General features: G+C 43.7%; 9 protein-coding genes. All 9 read right to left on the bottom strand.

Annotated elements, in window-relative coordinates:
- Positions 1-37: 37 nt before the first annotated feature.
- The 9 genes from BQ5591_RS16550 to BQ5591_RS16510 all read right to left on the bottom strand — a co-directional run bounded on the left by BQ5591_RS16550 (position 38) and on the right by BQ5591_RS16510 (position 19,619).
- The gene (locus BQ5591_RS16550) at positions 38-793 is read right to left on the bottom strand and encodes an ankyrin repeat domain-containing protein (RefSeq protein WP_071150151.1); all 756 of its coding nucleotides are present in this window, start codon (positions 791-793) and stop codon (positions 38-40) included.
- Positions 790-10,728 (bottom strand): Tle-like phospholipase domain-containing protein, encoded by a 9,939-nt coding sequence (locus BQ5591_RS16545; protein WP_071150150.1) that lies wholly within the window; start codon positions 10,726-10,728, stop codon positions 790-792. Before BQ5591_RS16545 ends, BQ5591_RS16550 begins: the two co-directional genes overlap by 4 nt.
- 19 nt (positions 10,729-10,747) lie before the next feature.
- Entirely contained in the window at positions 10,748-13,717 is a 2,970-nt protein-coding gene (locus tag BQ5591_RS16540; RefSeq protein ID WP_071150149.1) for a DUF8202 domain-containing protein, read from the bottom strand.
- Positions 13,718-14,127: 410 nt separating this feature from the next.
- Positions 14,128-15,015 carry a toprim domain-containing protein gene (locus BQ5591_RS16535; protein ID WP_071150148.1) on the bottom strand — a complete coding sequence of 296 codons (888 nt, stop codon included), beginning with the start codon at positions 15,013-15,015 and terminating at the stop codon, positions 14,128-14,130.
- Positions 15,016-15,110: 95 nt separating this feature from the next.
- The gene (locus BQ5591_RS16530; RefSeq protein WP_071150147.1) at positions 15,111-16,211 is read right to left on the bottom strand and encodes an AAA family ATPase; all 1,101 of its coding nucleotides are present in this window, start codon (positions 16,209-16,211) and stop codon (positions 15,111-15,113) included.
- Positions 16,189-16,563 carry a helix-turn-helix domain-containing protein gene (locus BQ5591_RS16525; RefSeq protein WP_083381012.1) on the bottom strand — a complete coding sequence of 125 codons (375 nt, stop codon included), beginning with the start codon at positions 16,561-16,563 and terminating at the stop codon, positions 16,189-16,191. Before BQ5591_RS16525 ends, BQ5591_RS16530 begins: the two co-directional genes overlap by 23 nt.
- Before the next feature lie 198 nt (positions 16,564-16,761).
- The gene (locus BQ5591_RS16520) at positions 16,762-17,532 is read right to left on the bottom strand and encodes a hypothetical protein (RefSeq protein ID WP_071150145.1); all 771 of its coding nucleotides are present in this window, start codon (positions 17,530-17,532) and stop codon (positions 16,762-16,764) included.
- 137 nt (positions 17,533-17,669) lie between these two features.
- The gene (locus BQ5591_RS16515) at positions 17,670-18,809 is read right to left on the bottom strand and encodes a site-specific integrase (RefSeq protein ID WP_071150144.1); all 1,140 of its coding nucleotides are present in this window, start codon (positions 18,807-18,809) and stop codon (positions 17,670-17,672) included.
- Between the two features lie 273 nt (positions 18,810-19,082).
- Positions 19,083-19,619 carry a hypothetical protein gene (locus tag BQ5591_RS16510; RefSeq protein WP_317042533.1) on the bottom strand — a complete coding sequence of 179 codons (537 nt, stop codon included), beginning with the start codon at positions 19,617-19,619 and terminating at the stop codon, positions 19,083-19,085.
- Between the last annotated feature and the right edge of the window lie 1,632 nt (positions 19,620-21,251).

The raw sequence follows: 21,251 nt of genomic DNA, 5'->3' as shown, positions 1-21,251 counted from the left end.
CTCTTTTTGTTTTCTAGATTTTCAAATTGACTTTCATTTAATCATATGTATTCAATAATTTTTGCCGCAATTTATAGAACTCGTGTTTTGGAGGATAATCTTTATTTTTGAGTAAATCAAGCAGAGTTCTATTGTCGTCTTTTCCATATATGGTAATACGCCTATTAAGTGACATCCCTTTTTCATTGCATAAATAATCTACAATATCAAGTTTTTCTAAAACGACGGGATAATCAAGGATACATTCTCCATTAATCTCCATATAAGGGGATACATGCCCTTGTTCTATGAGTATTTTTGTATAAGTCAATGAAGTGCATACAGCTATAAATAATGGATTTTTCTTTAAACTTGTTGTTGAATCTAAAGTTACAATATTGGGATTTGCTCCAAAATTTAATAAATCTGTAATAAATCTTGGATCCGAGTTATAATTATCGTCAATCAAACCAGCTGCCAGTATTAGAGGAGTGTCGCCATTTTGGCAAATACTGTTTGGATTTGCTCCAAGTTCTAAAAGACATCTGAATGCTTTATATTTTCTATTGAATATAGTCCACATTAAAAGAGGCTTTCCGAAAATAGCATCAGGGGTGTCTATATTTAATTTTTTTTTATGAATATATAGTTTCATTTGAGTAGTATCTTCTCTATCTACAAGTTTTGCGAAATTCTCTATCGCAGTACCTTTATAACACTCAACATTATAAAATGTTATATTCGTTGTATTTTGACGGCAAGAAGCCGCCAAAATACAACAAAATGCAAGCCTTATGAAAGTAGCCAAATTCATTTCCTAATAATTTTTTCTTTTAATGTAGAAAGCGTATGATTCTTTACCCTTTGTCCTGAACGTATTAAATCGTCTATTTTTGTAAACGGTATTTTCGGACAATAATTTGCAGGTAAATATACCCTATTGCCTTCTGCATGCATATTTATTAAGCTTTGCAAATAGTCAACAATCTCTCCAGTTACGATATAAGCGGTTATATTGGGCTTATAATATAAATTTAGAGTTTCTTTTGTACTATTACTTAGTGCTGCGGCATTAAATGTTATAGCAGGATTACCTGTTGCCAAAGCATTTGCACTTGCTAGTCCGCCACCTAAAGAATGTCCAACAAATGTTAATTCTTTGTCGGAAATCATTTGGGAACGGGATAACAATCTAGCATTACTAACAGATTGATTGTATTGTTCTGATTTTCCAAATAATTGTTTGACATTATTATTCCAATCTTTATAACTATCAAATTTTGTTCCTGCTGTCGCGTAAACAAATTCAGTGTAAGTATCAGTTTTGTCATCATACCTTCCATACAACGCTGATTGGAATCCTGTTTCTTCATTTGATGTTCGAAATCCTGTTCCTAAATTTTTAGTGTTACGTATATATCGCCAATTTCCAGGTATTTTATTAGTACCAGGTGCATACGCATCTTCAGCCATTGCTAAAGCTTCTACATCTGTAGGTTCAAATCCATGGTCGTCAATATAATTAAGTGGATTATTAAATGTAAAACAGAGGCTACTAAAATTGGGATATTTTTCTTGCATCGGGTCTGTTGACATCCAAAGACTTATTCTTGGGTCATAATACCTTGCACCGTAGTAATACAGTCCTGTTTCCTCGTCGAATTCCTTCGCGTTGAAGAGGTAAGGCGTATTCCAAATGTTGTTCCGCTCTTCAATGAACACTTCGCCGAACGGCACGTACTCTATGTGTTGTACCACTTCGCCATCCAGGTTGGTGATGTAACTGCTGCTACCCAAATGATCGGAATGGTAGTAGAACTGCAGATTCTCGTAGACGTCGCCTTCCTGGAAGTTGTCCTCCAGTGCCTTTGCCATGGCACGTGTCTGGGCTGCTTCCATCGAGCCGTCGTCACAACAGAATCCCTCACCGTTTACATAGTCGTTGTTGTCCGTTCCGTTGTACGGCACCTCAAAGGTAACATAATTTTCTTTGATTGCCTCCTGTTGAGCCGAATATTTTCCGGCATAGTCCACAGATATGGCATCTGCCTCGCTTCCTGCATATTGTATGCGTCTCGGGTCCGAGCCGTAGGATGCGAAGTCACCTATCTTGGATACAATGCGCTGACTGCCTATATAGATGTGCTTGGTGTAGCGTCCGCCTTGGTTTGCCACGAGATAAGGGCTCACGTAGAGTGAGAATTTGGCCGTGTTGGTGCGTCCGCCGGCAAACTCTGAGTTCACATATACCTGCTCGCTCTCGCCGCTGGTCTTCACTGTGCGCTCGCCGTCTGCGTCATACCAGTAGTTGGTCACGAATCCGTCGTCGTCAGAGGCCAGCAGACGGTTCTCCTCGTCCCATTTCAGCTTGCGCTCATGGGCTTTCTCGTCTGTCGTTCCGTCCTTCTTTGTGCGTCCGGTATTTACGTAAACAAGGTTTCCGTTCGCGTCATACTCGTAGGCATGGCTGTTGCGGGTCTTCTGGTTTTCGTTCGGAGTGACTTCCGTGCGATAGTTCACGTCACTGACGTTGTCAAGCTGGAATTTCTTTCCATCTTCCTGTCCGTAGGTGTACGTCAGGTCATAGCCCACGTTCAGTGTGCCGTCAAACTGCAGGTTGCCCTGTGTCAGGTGCTGGCTCTTCGAGGTGATGCGGTGCATGTTGTCGTAGCCCATTGCCAGTGTGTAGCTTGCCGCCTTGCTGTCTGCACCCGTGTAGGTTCCGGTTGCGCCTGTCAGGCGATATAGTGCGTCGTAGGTATAGCTGTGGCTCATCTGTCCGCCGGCCTTGCCGCTCTGTGGCAGGGCTGCTCCGTTTGCCACGCTCAGCACGTTGCTCACTGCGTCATACGTGTAGGCGTTGTCCATGATGGTATTGCCTCCGGCATTTACTTTCAGGTTCTGCAGTCTGCGACGCTGCGGGTCGTAGGTGTAGAATGTCTCCGCTCCGTTGCAGTACTTCATGTACGTTCGCTGGCCGAATCTGTCATATCCTATGCGGTTCACATAGTCATATCCGTACGACTTGTATCCGTGTACGTTCGTAAGTTGTCCGCCCAGGTCATACGTATAGGTCACTTTCTCTTCGTCCGGGTAGATCATCTCCAGCAGTCGGTTGTGGCTGTCGTAGGTCCATTGTGTCACGTAGGTGGCGATGGCCTGGTTAGGCACGATCATAGTGCGTCGGGTCTTGGTTACTTCGCCCATCTTGCCGTAGAAGTATTCTATGGCACCTGTCCCGTCCTCACGCAGCATCAGTCGTCCTATGCGGTTCTGTGAGGCGTTGCGTCCGCCGTAGTAGTACTTCACGTTGTTCTCCGGATGGTCGGGATAGTTGATGCCCGTCAGTCGGTTGTAGTCGTAGTCATAGGTTATCGACTTGCCTTCCTTGGCCAGGTTGGCTGTCTGCTTGCTTGTCACGTTGCCCAGTGCATCGTAGGTGAATGTGGTCTTTCCGCTGGCCGGGTGGTTCACCTCCGTGCGGCGGTCGCCCATGTCATACGTCGAGGTCGTCACGTTGCCGTCAGCATCTGTTACACGTACAAGTCGCTGGATGCCGTCGTATCCGAATGTGGTAACTATGGCTCCGTCCGGACCGCTTTCCTGTATGCTCTTCAGCGTCTTTCCGCTGCCGCTCGTATGGATGGTCTGCACATTGTTCAGTGCGTCTTCCACGCTTGTCACCAATGCATGGCTGCTTCTTTCCATGCTGTATGTGGTCTTTGTCTCTGCATTGTCCGGCAGAGTTACCTTGATGGCACGATCGAGCACGTCATAGGCTGTGATAGTCGGGGTCACATTGTCAAAGGCCTTGTTGAAGGCAGCTTTGTTTCCCAGTGGCTCCGTGGTCGGATAGTAGGTCTTCGCTACGCGTCCGAATGCGTCATACACGTTCCGTCCGCTTACTATCATCACGTTCTCGGCGCTTGATGCGCTGCCGTTCGCCACGTCGGTCACTGTGCCGTCCTTCTTCACCTGTACCGCACGCCCGAATCCGTCAACGAATGTCACTGTTTCTATGTCGTCTTCAGGATGCTGTATGTCGTAGTGCTTCGTCACAGCGTATGCCGGGGCAGTGATGCCGTTTTCATTGAAGGTGGCTTTGGGCTGGTATTCAAATGCGATGATATAAGGCACACCTGTGGCCAGTTCGTTTGGTCCGCGCACGCCGGTAATACGGCCCAGATTGTCGATGTCGGTTTCGTAATAGAAATTGTTCAGGTCGCGGCGTTCCAGGGCGATACCGTAGCGGTAGTCGAAGTTGCCCGCTTCGCTTCGGTAGCCGAATGCATCCTCTACGCGTTCCACGTACATGTTCATTTCCGGCTCATAGCGGTACTTGTACCACATGCGCTGTCCTTCGGCGTTCTCCGGCAGGGTCTTCTGCGTGATGTTTCCGTATGCGTCATATTTGTAGTCGGTCACGGCTGTTCCGTTGCCCAGCTGCTGCGTTATCTGCGTCAGGTGGTTCGGATAGTTCGTATTATAGGTGGCCGATACATTGTGATATACCGTTCCGTCTCCGCCGGTTACGGTCACGTTCACGGGCAGACCGAGGATGTTCTTGGTACTGTTGGAGGTGTACTGGATGGCAGTCTGGTAGTCGAAGCTGCCGTTTCCGTCCTCACCGAGTGTGCCTTTGTCACTGTACTTGTACGATTTCAGCTCGCCGTGGTGGCCGGTCAGGTAGTATTCGTTCCATGCTTCCGAAGTGATCATGCCGTCAGCTGTACCTTCATACTGCAGGTTGGCCGTGTAGCGCAGCGGTACGAACGCCGATGCACGGTCGCTGCACAGGTTGCTCTGTGCCGTAAAGGTGTAGTCGTCACCGTTGGCTGTCAGATAGTAGCCGTCATATTCGTTCTTGGTTTCGGTGTACTTGTTGCCTGCTGCATCCTGTACGGAAGTATTGGTCAGGTTCCCCTGTACATAATAGTTGGCCACGTCGTATTCTTCCACGGCCTGACGGTACAGCGCATTGCCCTGTTCCGTGTCGAGGTTCTTGGTTATTACTTCACCGAATCCGAGGAACTCACGTTCATGGCGGTCACGCCGACCATTGCGGTATTCGAATGCGGTGGTCATTGTCGGTCCGTCATCGCGGATACCGTCGTCCACTGTCAGTTCCGACATTACCCATTTACCGCCCGGCAGTCCGTAGGTCGGGTCTGTATGTTCATAGTCGAGGGTAAAGGTTCCTCCCAGTGAATTCACTACCGATTTCAGCATGTTCGTGCGCCCGATAGCCGAACGGGTCACCTTCAGTTCGCTTTCCTTGTCAGATTCCACGATGTCAAGATATCCGTCGCCGTCCACATCCTGCAGCGTGTAGTTCACGCGGCTGATGCTGTTGCTCAGTGACACATTCGGATTGACAGAAAACTTGATAGGTATGATTTTCGGAGTGACGTTTACTGTAAAGGCCACATTGCCAGATTCGGAAGTTGATGCGGATTTGTTCAGGGCTGTTGCACCTTCCCACGAAATCGCTTCTGTAAATCCGTTTCCTATGTTGAAGGCTACCATGATGCCTTCTCCTGATACCCATACCTTGTCTGGCAGGCCGTCAGAGTTTACGTCCATCAGATTATACTGCTCACCATTCTGTGTGGTGACCATATTATATCCTCCGGCAAAACTCGTAGAACCGCTTTCCAGATTTTTGAATTTATTCTTAAATGGATTTTCACCGCCCGTTCCGCTTGCTCCTACATTGATGGAAGTTGCTTCACCGCCTTGTATGCGGTCAATGTCCCATTCAATAGGTTCAGAGAACGTATACCCATAGTTCAGACGAACTTTCTTATCCGATTGTATTTTGTCTGGCAGACCGTCACCGTTTACATCTACAAAGCTTTCTGTACTATGATCTTCATTATGCGGAATACCAAGAGAGACGTTGACACTTGCTTTTGAGTCTGCGCTTGATTTCTGGGTTTCTGAAGCGCGTTTCCATCCGGCTATGTGTCCTACCGTCATACTGGCAGATATGACAGGAGCACTTCCTGCTCCCCAAGTGGTTGCTTCGTTGGTACTGCTTATTGTTCCAATACCGGAATATCGTTCTCCGCTTATACCACCTAACGTATTGGTATATTGGATTGTTCCGTTGGCTATGATGTCAGGATAACCGTCTCCGTTCATGTCCATCATAGTGGAGCGTGTTGTACTTCCACCTGATGCTTCGCTCCTGGTGATTCCTACAAGTCCCACTTGTGTGACTGTGCTTGTACTGATTACTTCCTGAGTTATGGCTGCTGCTCCGGTTCCTTGCAGACAATCTCCGGTAAGTGCGGCCACATCTCCTAATTCGTCAAATGGATTGGTCAACACTACGTTTTGCTCAGTCAGGCGGGCAGTTCCCATTTCCGAAGCTGTAAGATATATCTCTGGCCTCTGTCCACTCCACCTGTCAAGGGTATTGAGGTCAGTCCCCACGGGAGTGAAAGCCCATGTCAATGGATCTATCTGGTCATTTTCATCTTCAGGCAGATTGAGCAAGGACTCATTGATGGGATTTGCATATCTGCCTTCTGCTGTATTATATGTGAATCCTCCCCAGCCGCGATATAGCGGTCCGAATCCAGTAGAGTTTTCCGATGTATATAAATTGACAGCGATTATTTTCGGGATTACTAACGATAGAGTGTCTTGTGGATTGTCTATTGAAACAGAAGCTTGCAATAGCTTATCTGACAATTGAGTGTCGTTGGAAAAGATTTCAAACCATACCGTATCACCCTCAATCTCACTGCGATTTATGATAATGGAGTCCGTTACAGATTCTTGTGTATTAATCTGGATAGAGCGTTTCCCAAATAGTTTGTTTATTCCCTTGACTGTCAGAGTGACATTTCCGTTATAATTGACTAACGGTTTGAATGTTAAAATTGGCTTGATGGACAATAATGAATCTTCTTCTGCAAATGCGTAAGGTTCAGCAGTGAATACATGGTTGGTATATAGCTTCATATCAGCACTGGTATTCCATTGCTGTTCATTGTTGTCTGAATCCTTATAAATAACTATCGGTTGCCATTTGATGTCTTCCCATCTGACGTTTGAGGATGCTGAAATCTCAAAGCGGAAGTTGGTGAACAAGTCCGGATTCTGGATTTGGAACTTCAGACTGTCATCAAACTCTTCGTTCCATGCAAATGTTCGTGCAAAAACTTCTTTTTCCTGATAGTTAGGATTCGCATTTCCTTCTCCATCTGCTTTATTATTGGACGCAAAAGCCTTGAGGATAACATCGTCAGATGTAACCGGTTTTACAAATTTACCGGAAACAGATACAATGCTGTTTCCTTCATCAATCATAGCTGATGAAGATGCATAGTAAACTGCTCCTTCGTCTGGTTTGTATATGTTGGACGTATATCCGTCAGGCGTTGTATGACTGACTCCTGTATATGTTATAACTGGTGACCAGTTAACATTGTCAAATGAGCCATTGCTCATTTCATTTGTACCGGACTGTACACGGAAATAGATCCTATCGTTTTTCTGAACGGTAAGATTATTTACATTCGCAGGATATGCAGTAGCATCCCCTTTGGATATTGTTTTATTCCAGCGTTCCGTACCCCCTGACTGTATGGCTACTCTTACTCCGTCAGCATGTTCATACTCGTTGGCATCATAGTCGCCTGAAGGAAGAATCAGATTAACTGTTCCGGTAATATTGACAATACCATTGTACGGGGCACGCCATACACGTACCATATCAACCATGGGGGAGGTTCGGATAAGCTCCGCTTGTTCCTCTGGATCAACGGCACCGATTGTTTTGTCTATGTTATTTGGGTCGTATATGATTGGGCTTGGAGTATCTGCACTGCTAAGAGTGAATGTCGGGATAGCGTTCCCGTTATCGTCAAACTCCAAATGGTTGAAATACACTTTCCCATTTGACACAAGGTCTATCAGCCCATCCCCGTTGATATCAGAGAAGTATTCTTTGGTCTTGGTATTGGTTCTTGAATTGTCAGAACCGGCAGTTCCAACTATTCCACCCCAACCGATTTTTACGTCACCTCCTCCTGAGTAAGAATTACTGCTGCTGGTCGAGAAGCTTGAAATACCTATGACTTTAATCGCTGCTCCGTATTCTACTGAACTGTTATTTGACGATTTTAATTGAGGACGGTAATAGACAGCCCCACCTTGACGGAAAACTTTGTCAGGCAAGCCGTCGCCGTTAAGATCTACAAATGTGGATAGTCCTTTTGTTTGGTCATTGCTGTAGTTGAATGATCCACCGGCTGTAGAACTTGTTGAAGGGCTTTGGTCATCTGGTCCGACACCGACATAGAACGAGCCACCGATAGAAGAACTGGTTGTTCCACCCAAAGCTGTTGGACGGTCACTGAATGTACCGAAAGATTGTAATGGATTGATGAATCCTGCATCCAGACCGTCGTCATGGAGGTTCCATGTCTCGCTGCTGCTTTGGAACGGTACATAGCCGTTGCCTGACTGTACGTCGTCATAATAGTCAAATGTCTGGAAGGCTACTTCCTGATTGTCGGAGTCAAACTGCCTCACGCTTTCCAGAACCTCCTTGAAGAAGGCACCATCCTTGTAGGTGAAGGCATAGCTTCTCAGCTCCTCTCCGAGGAAGTTTACAGTGACTTTCTCCAGCAGGCGGTTGGACGAGGTAAGGAATCCGTAACGTGCATTGTTCGATTTCAGTTGTTTTACCTTGTTTCCCTCAAATACGATAACCGTATGCGGTTCCTGTCCGGCGTTACCGGCATGTACTTCTTTCAGGTAGATGGCCTTTGCCTTCAGGCCTCCACGTACATCCTCGTCGGCCGTTTCATATACATATTCTATATAGTCACCGTGGGTTTCTTCCACACGTGCGAGTTTCCATTCGGAAATCACTTCCCGGGTTGCGCCGGTAGCGTCCGTTATAGTGCCTTTCAGCACGGCGTCCTCGCCTCCATAGGTGTATTTCACTCCCTGTTTGTCGGTCACTTCCCAGTAGTACTCCGTTGGCGAGTTTCCCTTGCGGATGATACGGGCGAAGTCGCCGCCCTGTCGGGTATAGAATTGCCGGTCGGCCTTTCGGCTCATCTTTTCGCCGCGGTGGGCCACACCCATGGTTCCATTTTCATCCATGGTGGAGAGCATGGCTCCCGACAGCAGGTAGGTCTCCGTTTCCTTTTCCGTGTCGTAGCGTGGTACACCCCAGCGTGTGTCCAGTGTGATGGACGGTACCGGCATGTTCCAGCCTTCTCCCAGCCAGCCGCTACCGCCCTCGCTGCTGTACTGGATGCCGAGCGAAGGTGTCATGCCGTTTCGGGCAGGAGGCATCTCAAAGGCATACTGTAGGTTGGCGGTTCCCCGGCTGTTGGCTGCCGGAGGTGCTATCACGTTGATTTTCGAAGTCGGATCAGCCGCCTTGATGTCGTTCATCATCGTAGGGGCAAACCCTTCAGTCTCCGGAGACTCGGGTGCCTGGATGACACCGTTTATCATGTCCGTGAAGTGGGTTGTCCTTGATACCACACAGGCAGCTTCCTTATCTACTTCCACTCTTTCCAGAGCTACCCAGTGACGGGTATCGGTATCAAAATAGTAGGTTCTGATATCATCTTCGGTATATCCGCTAGGTATTCTTGTCCGGTCGTATTTCAGTTTTACCGTAGCGCCTTCACCTGCGAAATGGTTACCATGAGGCAGGAAACGGTAGCCTTCACTTTCAGCAGTGACATTTGTCATGCCGAAGTCCAGAGCCGGTACATCAATGTCACGCAATGAGTTGACCGACAGTCTTCTGTCACTCAATAATATATCTTTTCCTACAACCAGCTTTCCTCCGCTGATGCTGATGCTGTCTGCGGTTTCCTTGTTGAAAAGCTTGGCTACAGGTCTTGATGTATATGCAGTATATTTACGGCTGAAATCGGCTTTCCCTCCGTCGCTTACTGCAAATGTTCTGGTAGCTATGCTTCCGTCGGCTTTCGACGCTGTGATGGTTACCTTTCCAGATTTGGCGCTGACCATTCCTTCAAATTCACCGTCGGTCAGATTAAGCGGTTCGCTTTCGGCTTTCACGGTATGGATGCCATTGCCTGTAAAACCGTGGATATATGTTTTTCCCTCATAGGCTATAGGCATGAGCGCAAGAGATATGCTCTCATCATTTCCATCTGCTGTTTCTATTCGCAAATTGCGTACGGAATATGCGGGCATTCCTTCCACGGCTGTGAACAGAATGCGGTTGGTGCCTTTATGTAACCATGAAGGATTGATTTCTTCGCGGACTGTAGTCCAGTCTTTGTTTACAACAGCATGGTAACCGCCTGTAGCGGGCCGGTCATTGATACTCTTGCTTACGCCGTTCCCGGAGCTGATACCATACAGGTCGTATGCCAGCCATACCCGTTTGTTGCCTGCAATATTTTCAGCCAGTTCTATTTCAAAGAGGTTGTCCTCAGGATTGTCCGAAGCTTTTCCTTCCGGTATTCCTATATGGCCTATACTTTGCTCCGAGGTTATTACCAGCATTGGAGTTGATGCTGGAGTTTCGGATTTCTCAGGGTCGGAAGATGGCGAACCTGCGGTTATGTTGCCATGTTTTTCAGACATCTGGTCATTTTGCTCAGCAACGGGTGCCGTTGGCTGATATCCTTTTCCGGACACAGTATCAGGAGAGTGGTCCGAAAAATGCCGTGATGTGGCAAAGCCGGCGACAGCCAGTACCAGGGCTGCCGTGGCAATTATATGTGATCTTCTCATAATATTGTTGCTTTAGTCGTTATTTTACAATAATTTTTCTTGTAAACTCTTTGCCGTCTGCTGTAAGGACTTTGATGATATAGACACCTGGACCAGGCACCCTGAATTCTGTATTTTTCACGGATTCACCTTCCATGTCCTTATTTTCTATCATTCTGCCCGATGCATCAAAGACAATCAGTGTTGCTGATGACGTTATGTCACGCTCCAGTACCGCATCATAAATTCGTGTGGCATTACCTTTTTCATTGACAATGAGGTTGTTGTGCTCTGTGTTTCCAGTATTGTTGCCGTTCTGGATTTCAAAGTTCTGTTTTTCCCTCATTTCCTCCGTACCGTTAGGGAGTGTATCGTCACATTCGCTGCCCACATGTACGGTCAGATTTACGGTATTCGACTTTGGCGTTTCAATTTGTACGCTTCCGGAAGTTGCAAATGATTCAACCGGCTTACCGTTTACCGTAAGATTGGTAATGTGTGTTTCTCCGGTTCCGTATTTGATGCAGAAACGCCATGACCGGAGTGACCAGACCGTTTCACGATGGAATACCACACCGTTCACACGGTAAACCACTTGCATACTACCCACCGAAACGCTCAGTACATCACCCTCTTTTATCGTGGCATACTGTGTTATGCTGGTATAACCGTCGTATATGATATGTGCTCTGTTGCCGCGTACGTCAAAACCGTATTGCGTGATTTCGTCGGTAAGAGCAGGCTCAAGTCCCACACGATAGTTGGAGTTGGTTTCAGCTACTGTCCATGTAATTTCACCGGACAGATAGGTATGTGTATCGTGCGAATAGCTGGTGTATAGCGCATTTCCGCTGCCGTAGATATCATTTCCACCTCCTTGTGTGACGGAAAGCGTATAGGTTCCCGGGGCAAGGCTGTCAATCCGGTGTGTGTCACCTATAAATGTTCCGCTTGCTACTGTGGTACCGTGTTCCATTCCTGCCACAGTATCTACCGACAAGATATAGTTATACACAGGGGTGCCTATATTTACTCCGATTTCTATCGAACCGTCGTTCTGCGGCACTCCGTTTTCACAGCTGGAAGGGGTTGGTTCCGCCTCAATATCCAGACCATCATAATAGGCAAAGGTGAACATGTCACTGCCGCTGCCGTCAGCATCCCAGAATATATTATGGAATATGGTCTTTCCTCTGGCTATGTCAGGTTTTGAACATCTCACTACTATCATGTTCTCTGGATCGAACGTTCCTTCTCCGCTAGGATCTATGAGCATGACAGTGCGCTTACGGCAGTAGTCGGCAAATTCACTTCCGGCTGTCAGATTATAACTGAGCTCTGCCTGGTTCCCGGTATCGCCGATACCTCCTGTACGTAGAGAGATAATAGACAGGGGTACTTCAGCCGATTGCGTCCGGATTATTCCGTTTGATGTTCCCGTAGTATCAGGTGCGGCCATAGTGTAGTTGGCGCTGCCTGAGCCGTCTATACGGAGAAACAGATAGCCGTTTTCACGACGGATTGAAAGCATTCTTCCGCTGACTCCGGTTGCCACAGTTCCGGAAGATACCTGCCCGTTATTGATGGTATATACAGAACCGTTATTGCCGATTCTGAATCCATAGACACATTCATTGCCACCGGCGGTAAAACCGATATCAAAGGTCGGATGTGTTGTCGGGCATCTGAACTCCATTGCTCCTCCTCCTGTTGGCATAGCTGGGGTTATGGCGTATGCTCCTGCTGTTGCAGTTGTTTGGGTAATATCGTCCAGGAATCCTTCGCTCGTTACATCAAGTCCGTTTCCGGTCCATCTGGCCATGAGGCTGTCTGCGCTTGCCGGCATATTGCTTTTTACTAGCCAGGTACGGTTCATGATATGCCACAGTGTGTCATTCGGTGCGGTATAGGTTGATGTCTGGGCATCATCGTCTCCCCAGAATACATAGCTGTTATCCGGCATCGTATTGCCATATTCTCGTCCCATAACCAGCAGGTGCGCAGCTGAAGGGAGATTGTATGAATTGGACTGATAATAACTGTCGTTCTCTTTTAATGACGAGTAGGCAGGGGCTTCTTCGTAAGAAGTGGAAGATAGCGGCTGCATGAGTTCTCCATTCACATCCTGGCCAAAGGCTGCCACTCTGTTATGATACGGCCGGTATTCGTCCCTGTCCCATATCAGGTTCCCTTCACTGTCGAGATATGATCCGTTTAATGTTATACCGTATTTTACAGCCAGATAACTTTCCACTTTTCTCCTTTCTATGGGAGTGAGATATCGGCTGTAAACAATATATTCTGGTGTGTAGCCGTCAAATTTCTCATTTCCGAAGGATGATACGTCAAAAGAAGTGCTGTAATCGGTATCTGTTGATGAATATGCACTGCCAAAAGATATGGCGGTTTGGCTGTCTTCTCCCCACAGATTGAAGTTCGGTCTGTCGGCTTTCAGGTAAGTCGCAATACGGGGTGATTGCTCCTTGAACTCATCTTCAGACAGCGAATCGGAAGACGAATATACCAGATCTTCTCCGTTTTCACTTCCGTAGTCAAGCGGGTCAGTTCCTTGTGTACGGACTGCTTTATCTTTCGTAAATACGGTACCGGAGCCTTTGCGGCCGTTGATGGCATATAATACCATGTCTTTATTGCTGCTTGTCGATAAAGGAGCAAATACTCCGAAAACGGTCGCTTGTGACAGGTTGGAATACTTCAGATGGGCAGACTTACCGAACGAACCCTCTGATAGGTTGAATGCTGGATGAAAGTTGATAGCATGCAATGTGGCACGTGACTGTGTAAATTCTGTAAGTACTGAACTGCCAAGCCTGCGTTGGTTAAGTCTCACGGAATCGCCGGAATGATCCAGCCAGTGATAGTACCCTTGCAAGTTGGATGTCACCGGTGATGCCTTGAACCAAAGATCGGTTCCATTTACACCACCAGGCGATTGTGCATGTGCATGCAACGCTCCAATTCCTAATAGAATTAGTAAAGTCTTTTTCATGGGTAAAGTTTTTGTTGTGTAATTGTAAAATGCATTGTAGAAAAGCAAAGTTTCAAATCATTTCAGACTTGAACTCATCGAGAGGATGCCACTTTCAGTGCTTGTTCGCAAAGAGGCTGATGGACTATACATACTTTCTAATAGGGGATAATATGCCGGCTATATCGAGTGTCCGGCTGACAATAGATTGTTGATTCTCCCCTAACCCCGTCTAAATTTATATATAATATTTTCGTGACAAAATATTTTGATGTTAAATTTTATTGATTTATAATTTTTTAATATTAAGTTTATATTCTATAAAATCTGAAAAGTATTGTTATATTGCATGGGGATGGCCGTATTGCTGGTTAAAAAAATAAGAGCCCACTTTTAAGGAGGGCTCTTGAAAAAAAAGTGATAATTGCACATTACATTTTTCTGTCACGTAAATAATCATTCAGATCCTTATATTCGAAATATCTTGATGATTCGTCGCTAGTGTGTTCTGCATAAATTCCAGAGATTGTCTCTACCGTCTTTTTCCCTGCCATGTCGTTGTCAAGGTAACAATGGATTTGTTGGTAGTCATTTATGACCCCCAGAGTTTTCTTCAGATTATTGACTGAATTCATGACAAGGTAATCAGAGGGAAAGTCAATACAGACCTCTTTGTTGTCGGACTGTTTCAGTGTCAGGTAGGAAAGAAAGTCCATGAAACCCTCGAATATACAAACATGGCATTGTATTTCGTCATGTCGGTGTCTGATAATAGATATATCTTTGGTTTTGATGCATCCTTTGTAATATGGATTCCGGATTTCAAATCCTTCTGACTGGTTTCTGAAGCCAAGGGCAAAATATTTTCGCCCTCTCAGTTCATAGTGTATCTCCTTGCAGAACATTTTTGCCACTTCTGTATTAATAAGTCGAGTCCTAAGATAGGAAAGCAAGGCATGGTTCTTGAGTGGAAGCACAATCAGATTGCTGATTTCCGGTTCTATCGGCTGTGATACTGGACTAGGCAAACGGATGTGTGGTATGACAGTTCCTTTTACATGTTGCTCTATGTTGGCCAGCACCTCACTCACACTGTTTGTCTGGTACAGATGCTTTCCCAGTTCCACCAGGTCACCGCCGGTTGCTGCTCCGAAATCGTACCATTCATTGATCCGGCTGTTTACCTTGAATGAAGGTGTCTGTTCTTGCCTGAATGGAGACCGGTACCAGTACTGTCCGGATTTTACACATTGTGCATGATACCCAAGCGATGCCAGGTAGTCCACGATGCATAATCGTTTTGCTTCTGCTATGGTCATATTGTTTATCTGTTTTACCTTTCGGTTTAGTTTGGTTTATTTCCTTTATATATAGATACTAAATTAAACTGAATTATATAGAGAACCGGCCGCCGTCATTCTTCATCAAAAAGCATGGCTTCGGCTTTGCTCATGTCATAATAGAAAAGTTTGTCTCGTTTTATAATCAGTTTCAGGTTGTCTGTCAGGTATTGCAATAATTTGACCATGACATTGCGTCCGCGTTTGAAGCCGATGCCTTCATAGGAGACCATCAAAGCCTGCAGCATGTTTTCAAATCCTTTGATAGGTTTGTCATTGAAGGCAGCTGACAGGGCTTCTCGGTGTTGCTCAATGCTGAGTTCGGTATAACTCGACCTTTGTCTGGGTTTCGGCTTATCCGGTGAGGTACTGCATTCTGCAAGAATCGGGAGTCCGTTGTCATCTATGGTAAAGGCAAATGGCTGGAACTCTTTTTCACGGATGTGCAAAGCATGCACCTCACTGACAGAAGGGTTTTCATTGTTTTTGCTGATTACAAGAACTGTTTCCGCCTTATTGCTCATCTCTGTGCCAATATGTCCGCGCACATTGTTGTCCCCTTTGTTGAGATGTAGGACACAGTGGATGTGCAGATCGTATTTTGATGACCATTCCATCATCTTATTGATAACCTCCACTGATTCGCTGGTGCTGTTGATATCCAGCATGAGGTCACGTATTCCGTCTATAATGACTAACCCGTATCCTCTTTTTTGTTGTAAGGCATAGTCAATTATCTGTATCCTCAATGACGGAGAATATTCTCGCAGACCGATAAAATCAAGATTATCGTTATCGGCTGTTGTAGGCATATCGGCTAGTTTTAGAATACGCTCAAGTACATTGTGACAATGGTATCTGCTCTGTTCGGTGTCTACATACAGTATTCTACGTTTGCCTTCAGGTAAATGGGCTCGGTAGTTCAACACTTGCTTGCCGGCTAGTGAAGCGGCTACGATGGCAGATACGTTAAAGGTCTTTTTTGATTTTGCCTTACCTGTTGATGCACTGAAATTTCCAAGCGTGGCTATTGTCGAATTGTCTATCCAGATTATTTGTGGAGGGGTTTCGTATGTGTCTGTTACCTTGATCTGGCAGGCTGACAGCATCTCTGATAGCTGGTTTATGTCAAGATCTCCACCGGATGTGTAATTAGTTTTTCTTTCTTCTTCCATATTGATTGTGATTCTTTAATGGTTGTGTTGCAGATATTTCAGTAGCTAAATGCATGGCTTCGTCTGCTGCTGGTTCGTAGTTCTGCAACAGCCAGTTGTCCAGATCTTTTTTTGTGAAATAAATTTTCTTTCCACGTGGCTTGTAATGGGGTATTACTTTGTTGGCGGTAAGTTTGTAGAGCAGACTTTCCGATACACCGATATAGACACAGGCTTCCTTGAATGTAAAGACATTCTTTGTCGTATAGATACTGTCTTCAAGTGTGTTCATACGCTCCAGGATTCCTTCTATGGGTCCCAGCTTTTTGATAGCAGCTTCCATTTCACTCAGCTGTTTGTTCAACCGTTCCATGAGTGTTGTTCTGTTCGACATATAATAACTTTTTAAAATTTGACAATAAGAATGTTCCTCCGTTGAGCGGCGCGCTAACGGAGGATAAAGGTACAATCTGTATTCTCTGATACCGAATTTATTGCGTGATACTAAACACGTATCACTGCTACTATCACGCTTTTACCTTTCACATTCTTTCATTTCAGTCTTTTCTTGTCATTTTCTCAGTCTTTCTATTGCCTCCCTTATATTGTAGGCAGCGGAAGTCATATTGTTCTTTGCCGCAGATAATGCGGAAGAAAGACTGGAAGCGGAAACGAATCTTTTACCGTCTTTTGAACGTAAAAAATGCCCTTTGCTAAGGATGGATTGCCAGTTTAACTGGATAAATCTGTTTTCCAAAAGGGCATCAAACAAAATGGCCAAAAGCCTGATATTATTTACTTGTATGCAGAACCCTTTTTCACAATAAAGAAGATTCTGCATATCCTTGATGGTAAGTGTAGAAACACAAAACAGATGGTAGGTATCAGCGCAAGCTGTAATACATACCATCTGTTCTGCTGTAATATTGCATCCCAAAGAAGGGGGAGGAGTACGCATGAGAGTGCTCAAACTATGTGCCTCAGTTGTTTTCGACGGAACTGATGAATCGTACATCTGTTTAAGTTCCATGCATTTCTCAAATGATAATGTACCGTGAGTAAAAGAACTTCTTACGATCCCAGAATACTCTGTCAACAGAATCTTCACTATGTGAATATTCATTTCATGACAATTCCTGCAAGCAACATCGTCACATTCTATGTAACGATGGCTGTTTACAAAATCATCGACATAGCGCGAGTACTGTTTGCTGCTTTCCAGTACTTCCTGCAAATAAACCTTTTGTGCTTCCTGTAGCAGGGTGCACAGTTCGTTAGCAACATCTTCTACTGTTACGAAATGGTTCACGTGTTTGCCTTTCCCAAAAAGAGAGAAGGCAATAGCCTAAATCTTTTTTCATAATAGAAACTTTGAATTAAGTTAAACGATATTATAATTGATTTTACTCCAGCCTTTTATATGACTGGAGCATAACTTGAGGTTTTCTTTTGCAGAATTATAGTGTCATTTTATTTTTTTCATTCAAATAATCCGTTGGTCAAATTTACTGCCAGTCCCTTACGCTGCTCAATCATTTTTGCGTACTCAAGAGCCATCTTTATATCTGAGAGCCCAAGTAATTGGGACGTTGTATAAAGATCGGCTCCTAGTGTGAGCATCATAGCAGCGAATGTATTACGTGCTGTCTGGAACGTTATTTTTTTTTGTATTCCTGCTGCCTTGCCCCAGGATTTGATAAGCAGGCTGATCATGACAGTTGAAGGCAAGTCGAAAACATAATCATCGGCTTTCTTTTGCCCGCGTTCAGGCATCCATTTTACCGCCTCTGAAGATAAAGGAATATGGATGGGGGATTTGCCTTTTCGTATTTCCATCTTCAAATGATATTGTCCGTTGTTAATATAAATGTGACTCCATTTCAGTTCACGTATATTGCCGATACGGAGTCCACAGAAACAAGAAAACAGGTAGGCACTCTTCACTTCTCTATTTTTCATTGGAGTTGCTATCAGTGTGCGTATTTCATCTAACGTCATATATTCCCTCCTGCACTCAGGTTTATGGATCTTGCAGTCAGAACTTATTTGAGTAAAAGGATTCACTTTTATATGGCCGGCTCGTACTGCGGCATTTAGTGCACTGTTAAAGACTCGGTAATAATTGTATAGTGTATAGTTCGATACGTTTTTTCCGTTCGGGCGGTACTTTTCAGTCAGGTAATTAATGAATCCTTGACAGAACTCCTTGTCAATATGTTCCAATAAAACTGGTGTTTGTACATAGTCGCCAAGGATCCGCGTGGCAACTTTTATTTGCTCACTGTCCTTTTTCCCTTTTTCTTTTTGATTTTTCTTATAGATATTCATCCAATCAGATAGAGATATTGCTTTCAGGGAATTATTGCCTGTTCCTGCTTCCTGATTGGCTAATTCAATTATTCGCTTTGTCTTGATTTTATTAGCAGCTGCCAATATAGCCTGATTTTGGTTTCGGGCATTATTATCGGTTTCTGGTATCAGATACATTTTCAAATACTCGTAAGAGCGTTGCCCGTTATGGTATATATCCAGATATAGGCTGTAGTTCCCATTTGTGAGTGCCTTCATCCGGAGCCGGACAGGTTCTTTTACCCTTGTTGATTTTTTCACTCGTGCCATAGGACATATTCTGTTGTCTATATAACAAAGTTAACGATTAGAATTGACAAAAAGAAACAAATAAGAAACAAAATATTCCTTGAAATCAACCATGGATCACATTCTGATATGCGGAATAAAATATATTATAATTCCCTGAATGATAGATAATTCATGTGAATAATAAAAGTGTTCAATTATTTTGTATTATTTGTCGATTAATAAATTTCTATAATTTATACACTAAAAGCATGGATTTGTCATAAAATAAACATTTGTAGTATTAATCTTTAATTAGAATCTGGCTATAGACTCATCTATTTCTATTTTGTGTCTCCCTGAAATTGTTCGTAAATTTTTCCTGACGGTCTCGAATGATGTATTCACAAACCATTCGCTGAATGTCTCCATTACAAATGTAGCTGTCGCTTCACTGCTTAGGTTATATTGGAAAGCAATATTCCAGGCAAAGTTCTTCAAGGAAATTTGTGTTACCGCCATTCTTTTTTTTATGTGAATGCCCTTAATGGAAAGAACCTTACGATTGGTAACAAAATAGCGGACACATTCATTTATTTGAAAGATTTCTGACTCGTCAAATCCCAATTGCTGGAACGTATCACGTGTATATCTTAATACGGCACATAGCTTTTTGTTTTCTTCTCTTTCTTTTTGTGAAATGTATTGCTGATGCTCTTGTTGATATTCATAATGAAATAGCTCCATTCTTTTTTTCAATAGAATCAGGTCACTTTCTTCCTGATTAACATCTTGGGAGGTATTCTCATTTACTCCATCTGTGGAAGTAGTTGATTCCAGTTCTTTGAACATGTATATGAAGTAATGAAATATGAGTTTGAGTGGAATATAGATGGACACAATAACTACGGGCAGTAAGATGAGTTTTGTACCAAACAGATTACATGCCTGGAATGCAAACATAGACGCCAACAGTATTGTTATGGCTTGGACTGTCAATGACCAGAATAGGTTTCGTTTTTGGCTCATATCTATTTTTATTTATTGATGTGACAAAGATATAATAGATTTCCATAAATAAAGAAAGACAAGAGCCCTCTGCCTGATTGTAATTTTTTGACTTATAGAAAGTTATGAAAAGAAGAGCCGAACAACTGCAAATAAATCCTCAAAAATGAAAGGATATGAAAGTAAAAAATACTCAGTTAAAAAAATATAAATATTCGTGATGGTAATTTATTGCTTAATTATATGTTATTGTATGAAGGGAGTAGAGTAGATTCTTCTTATTATGAAATTATCTTTTAATAAAAACAGACAGGATATTACCGCCCCTCCCGGAACAGACCTTCGATTATCGTAATACCATGAAGAACTTTACAATGAGATTATAATTTTCGATAAAAACGAAAGGTTTCTTAGCACAAAACACTTCATAATACCCTAATAATCGTTTTCTTGTAAAGAACTAATAGCAGACAAACTGTAAAGGATAGAGGATAGTAAGCATTGTATGTCGCTTTATTTTTTCCTCTGTTTTGCCTAACAGCTACCATCTTTATATTTCTGTCATGGATGCAATAAAGAACAACCAAGTAAAGCTGAACGGAAAATACGTTAATCGCTTACAATAGAGAGGAATATTTTTCAGTTCATCCCTATGACTGTCAACCGGCATTGTCAGAATTGTGACGGGCAGGTATTTTCGCAATAAAATAACTCTGCCGAGGTTGTACAGCTGAATGGTGAAACATGGGATAAAAGAGTTCTGTTAATAACAGGAAAGTGATATGCAATATAGAATGAAACGAGAAAAGCTGCTGATTTTTTTTAGAACAGAAAAAATGTGTTACTTTTGCAGCAACATGCTTACCCCGCTTCCCATAAGAACAGCGCGCTCAGGGTGAGCTTTTTATTTTATATACTCATGGAGACGAAAACGAATAAAATTCCTTATCCCAAGCATCAGACAAAAACTAATTTTTAGAGTATGGTGTTCCCAATGAGTCTCAAGCTATATTGAGTTACAAGGAGGAGCCATGAAGTAGAGAAAGAAAAATAAGATACAACTTTTACAGGACTTGAATATAGTACTGTTTGTAGTGCTATCGTTATTTGGCAGAAGATTGAAACTGATTTATTCAATATAAAATCTGCGAATATCCTTTGTGGTAAAATGCATGCCAGTGTGCATACACATTATTAAGAAAGCAGCAAAAAGAAAAATTCGGAAGTATATTGTCTAATAGTCTAAGCAAAAGACTAGATACCAAATTTGATAAGGTTTTGGGTGCTAATAACCAGTTTAGTTTAGTTTAGTTCCCCTATATATAGATACTAAATTAAACTGAATTATATAGAGGTCCGCGCGTGCCATCTTTTCCAAACATTGTGATAATTTGTGTAATATGTGAATAACTAGGTTTTTAGAAATTATTTTTGTAGCATGAGAAAATATTTCATAGCTCTTTAACTCTCCCGAAG

Source organism: Bacteroides ndongoniae, from assembly GCF_900108345.1.
In the GTDB taxonomy this organism is placed as follows: Bacteria; Bacteroidota; Bacteroidia; order Bacteroidales; family Bacteroidaceae; genus Bacteroides; species Bacteroides ndongoniae.
The sequence above is the reverse complement of the archived record's forward strand: the minus strand, read 5'-3'. Positions and strand labels throughout refer to the sequence as shown.

What these genes read in the sequence shown, in the direction of transcription:
- BQ5591_RS16510 (WP_317042533.1), bottom strand. Translation starts at nt 19,619, where the DNA reads ATGTTCAAAGAACTGGAATCAACTACTTCCACAGATGGAGTAAATGAG.
- BQ5591_RS16545 (WP_071150150.1), bottom strand. Translation starts at nt 10,728, where the DNA reads ATGAGAAGATCACATATAATTGCCACGGCAGCCCTGGTACTGGCTGTC.
- BQ5591_RS16540 (WP_071150149.1), bottom strand. Translation starts at nt 13,717, where the DNA reads ATGAAAAAGACTTTACTAATTCTATTAGGAATTGGAGCGTTGCATGCA.
- BQ5591_RS16515 (WP_071150144.1), bottom strand. Translation starts at nt 18,809, where the DNA reads ATGGCACGAGTGAAAAAATCAACAAGGGTAAAAGAACCTGTCCGGCTC.
- BQ5591_RS16535 (WP_071150148.1), bottom strand. Translation starts at nt 15,015, where the DNA reads ATGACCATAGCAGAAGCAAAACGATTATGCATCGTGGACTACCTGGCA.
- BQ5591_RS16525 (WP_083381012.1), bottom strand. Translation starts at nt 16,563, where the DNA reads ATGGAACGGTTGAACAAACAGCTGAGTGAAATGGAAGCTGCTATCAAA.
- BQ5591_RS16530 (WP_071150147.1), bottom strand. Translation starts at nt 16,211, where the DNA reads ATGGAAGAAGAAAGAAAAACTAATTACACATCCGGTGGAGATCTTGAC.
- BQ5591_RS16550 (WP_071150151.1), bottom strand. Translation starts at nt 793, where the DNA reads ATGAATTTGGCTACTTTCATAAGGCTTGCATTTTGTTGTATTTTGGCG.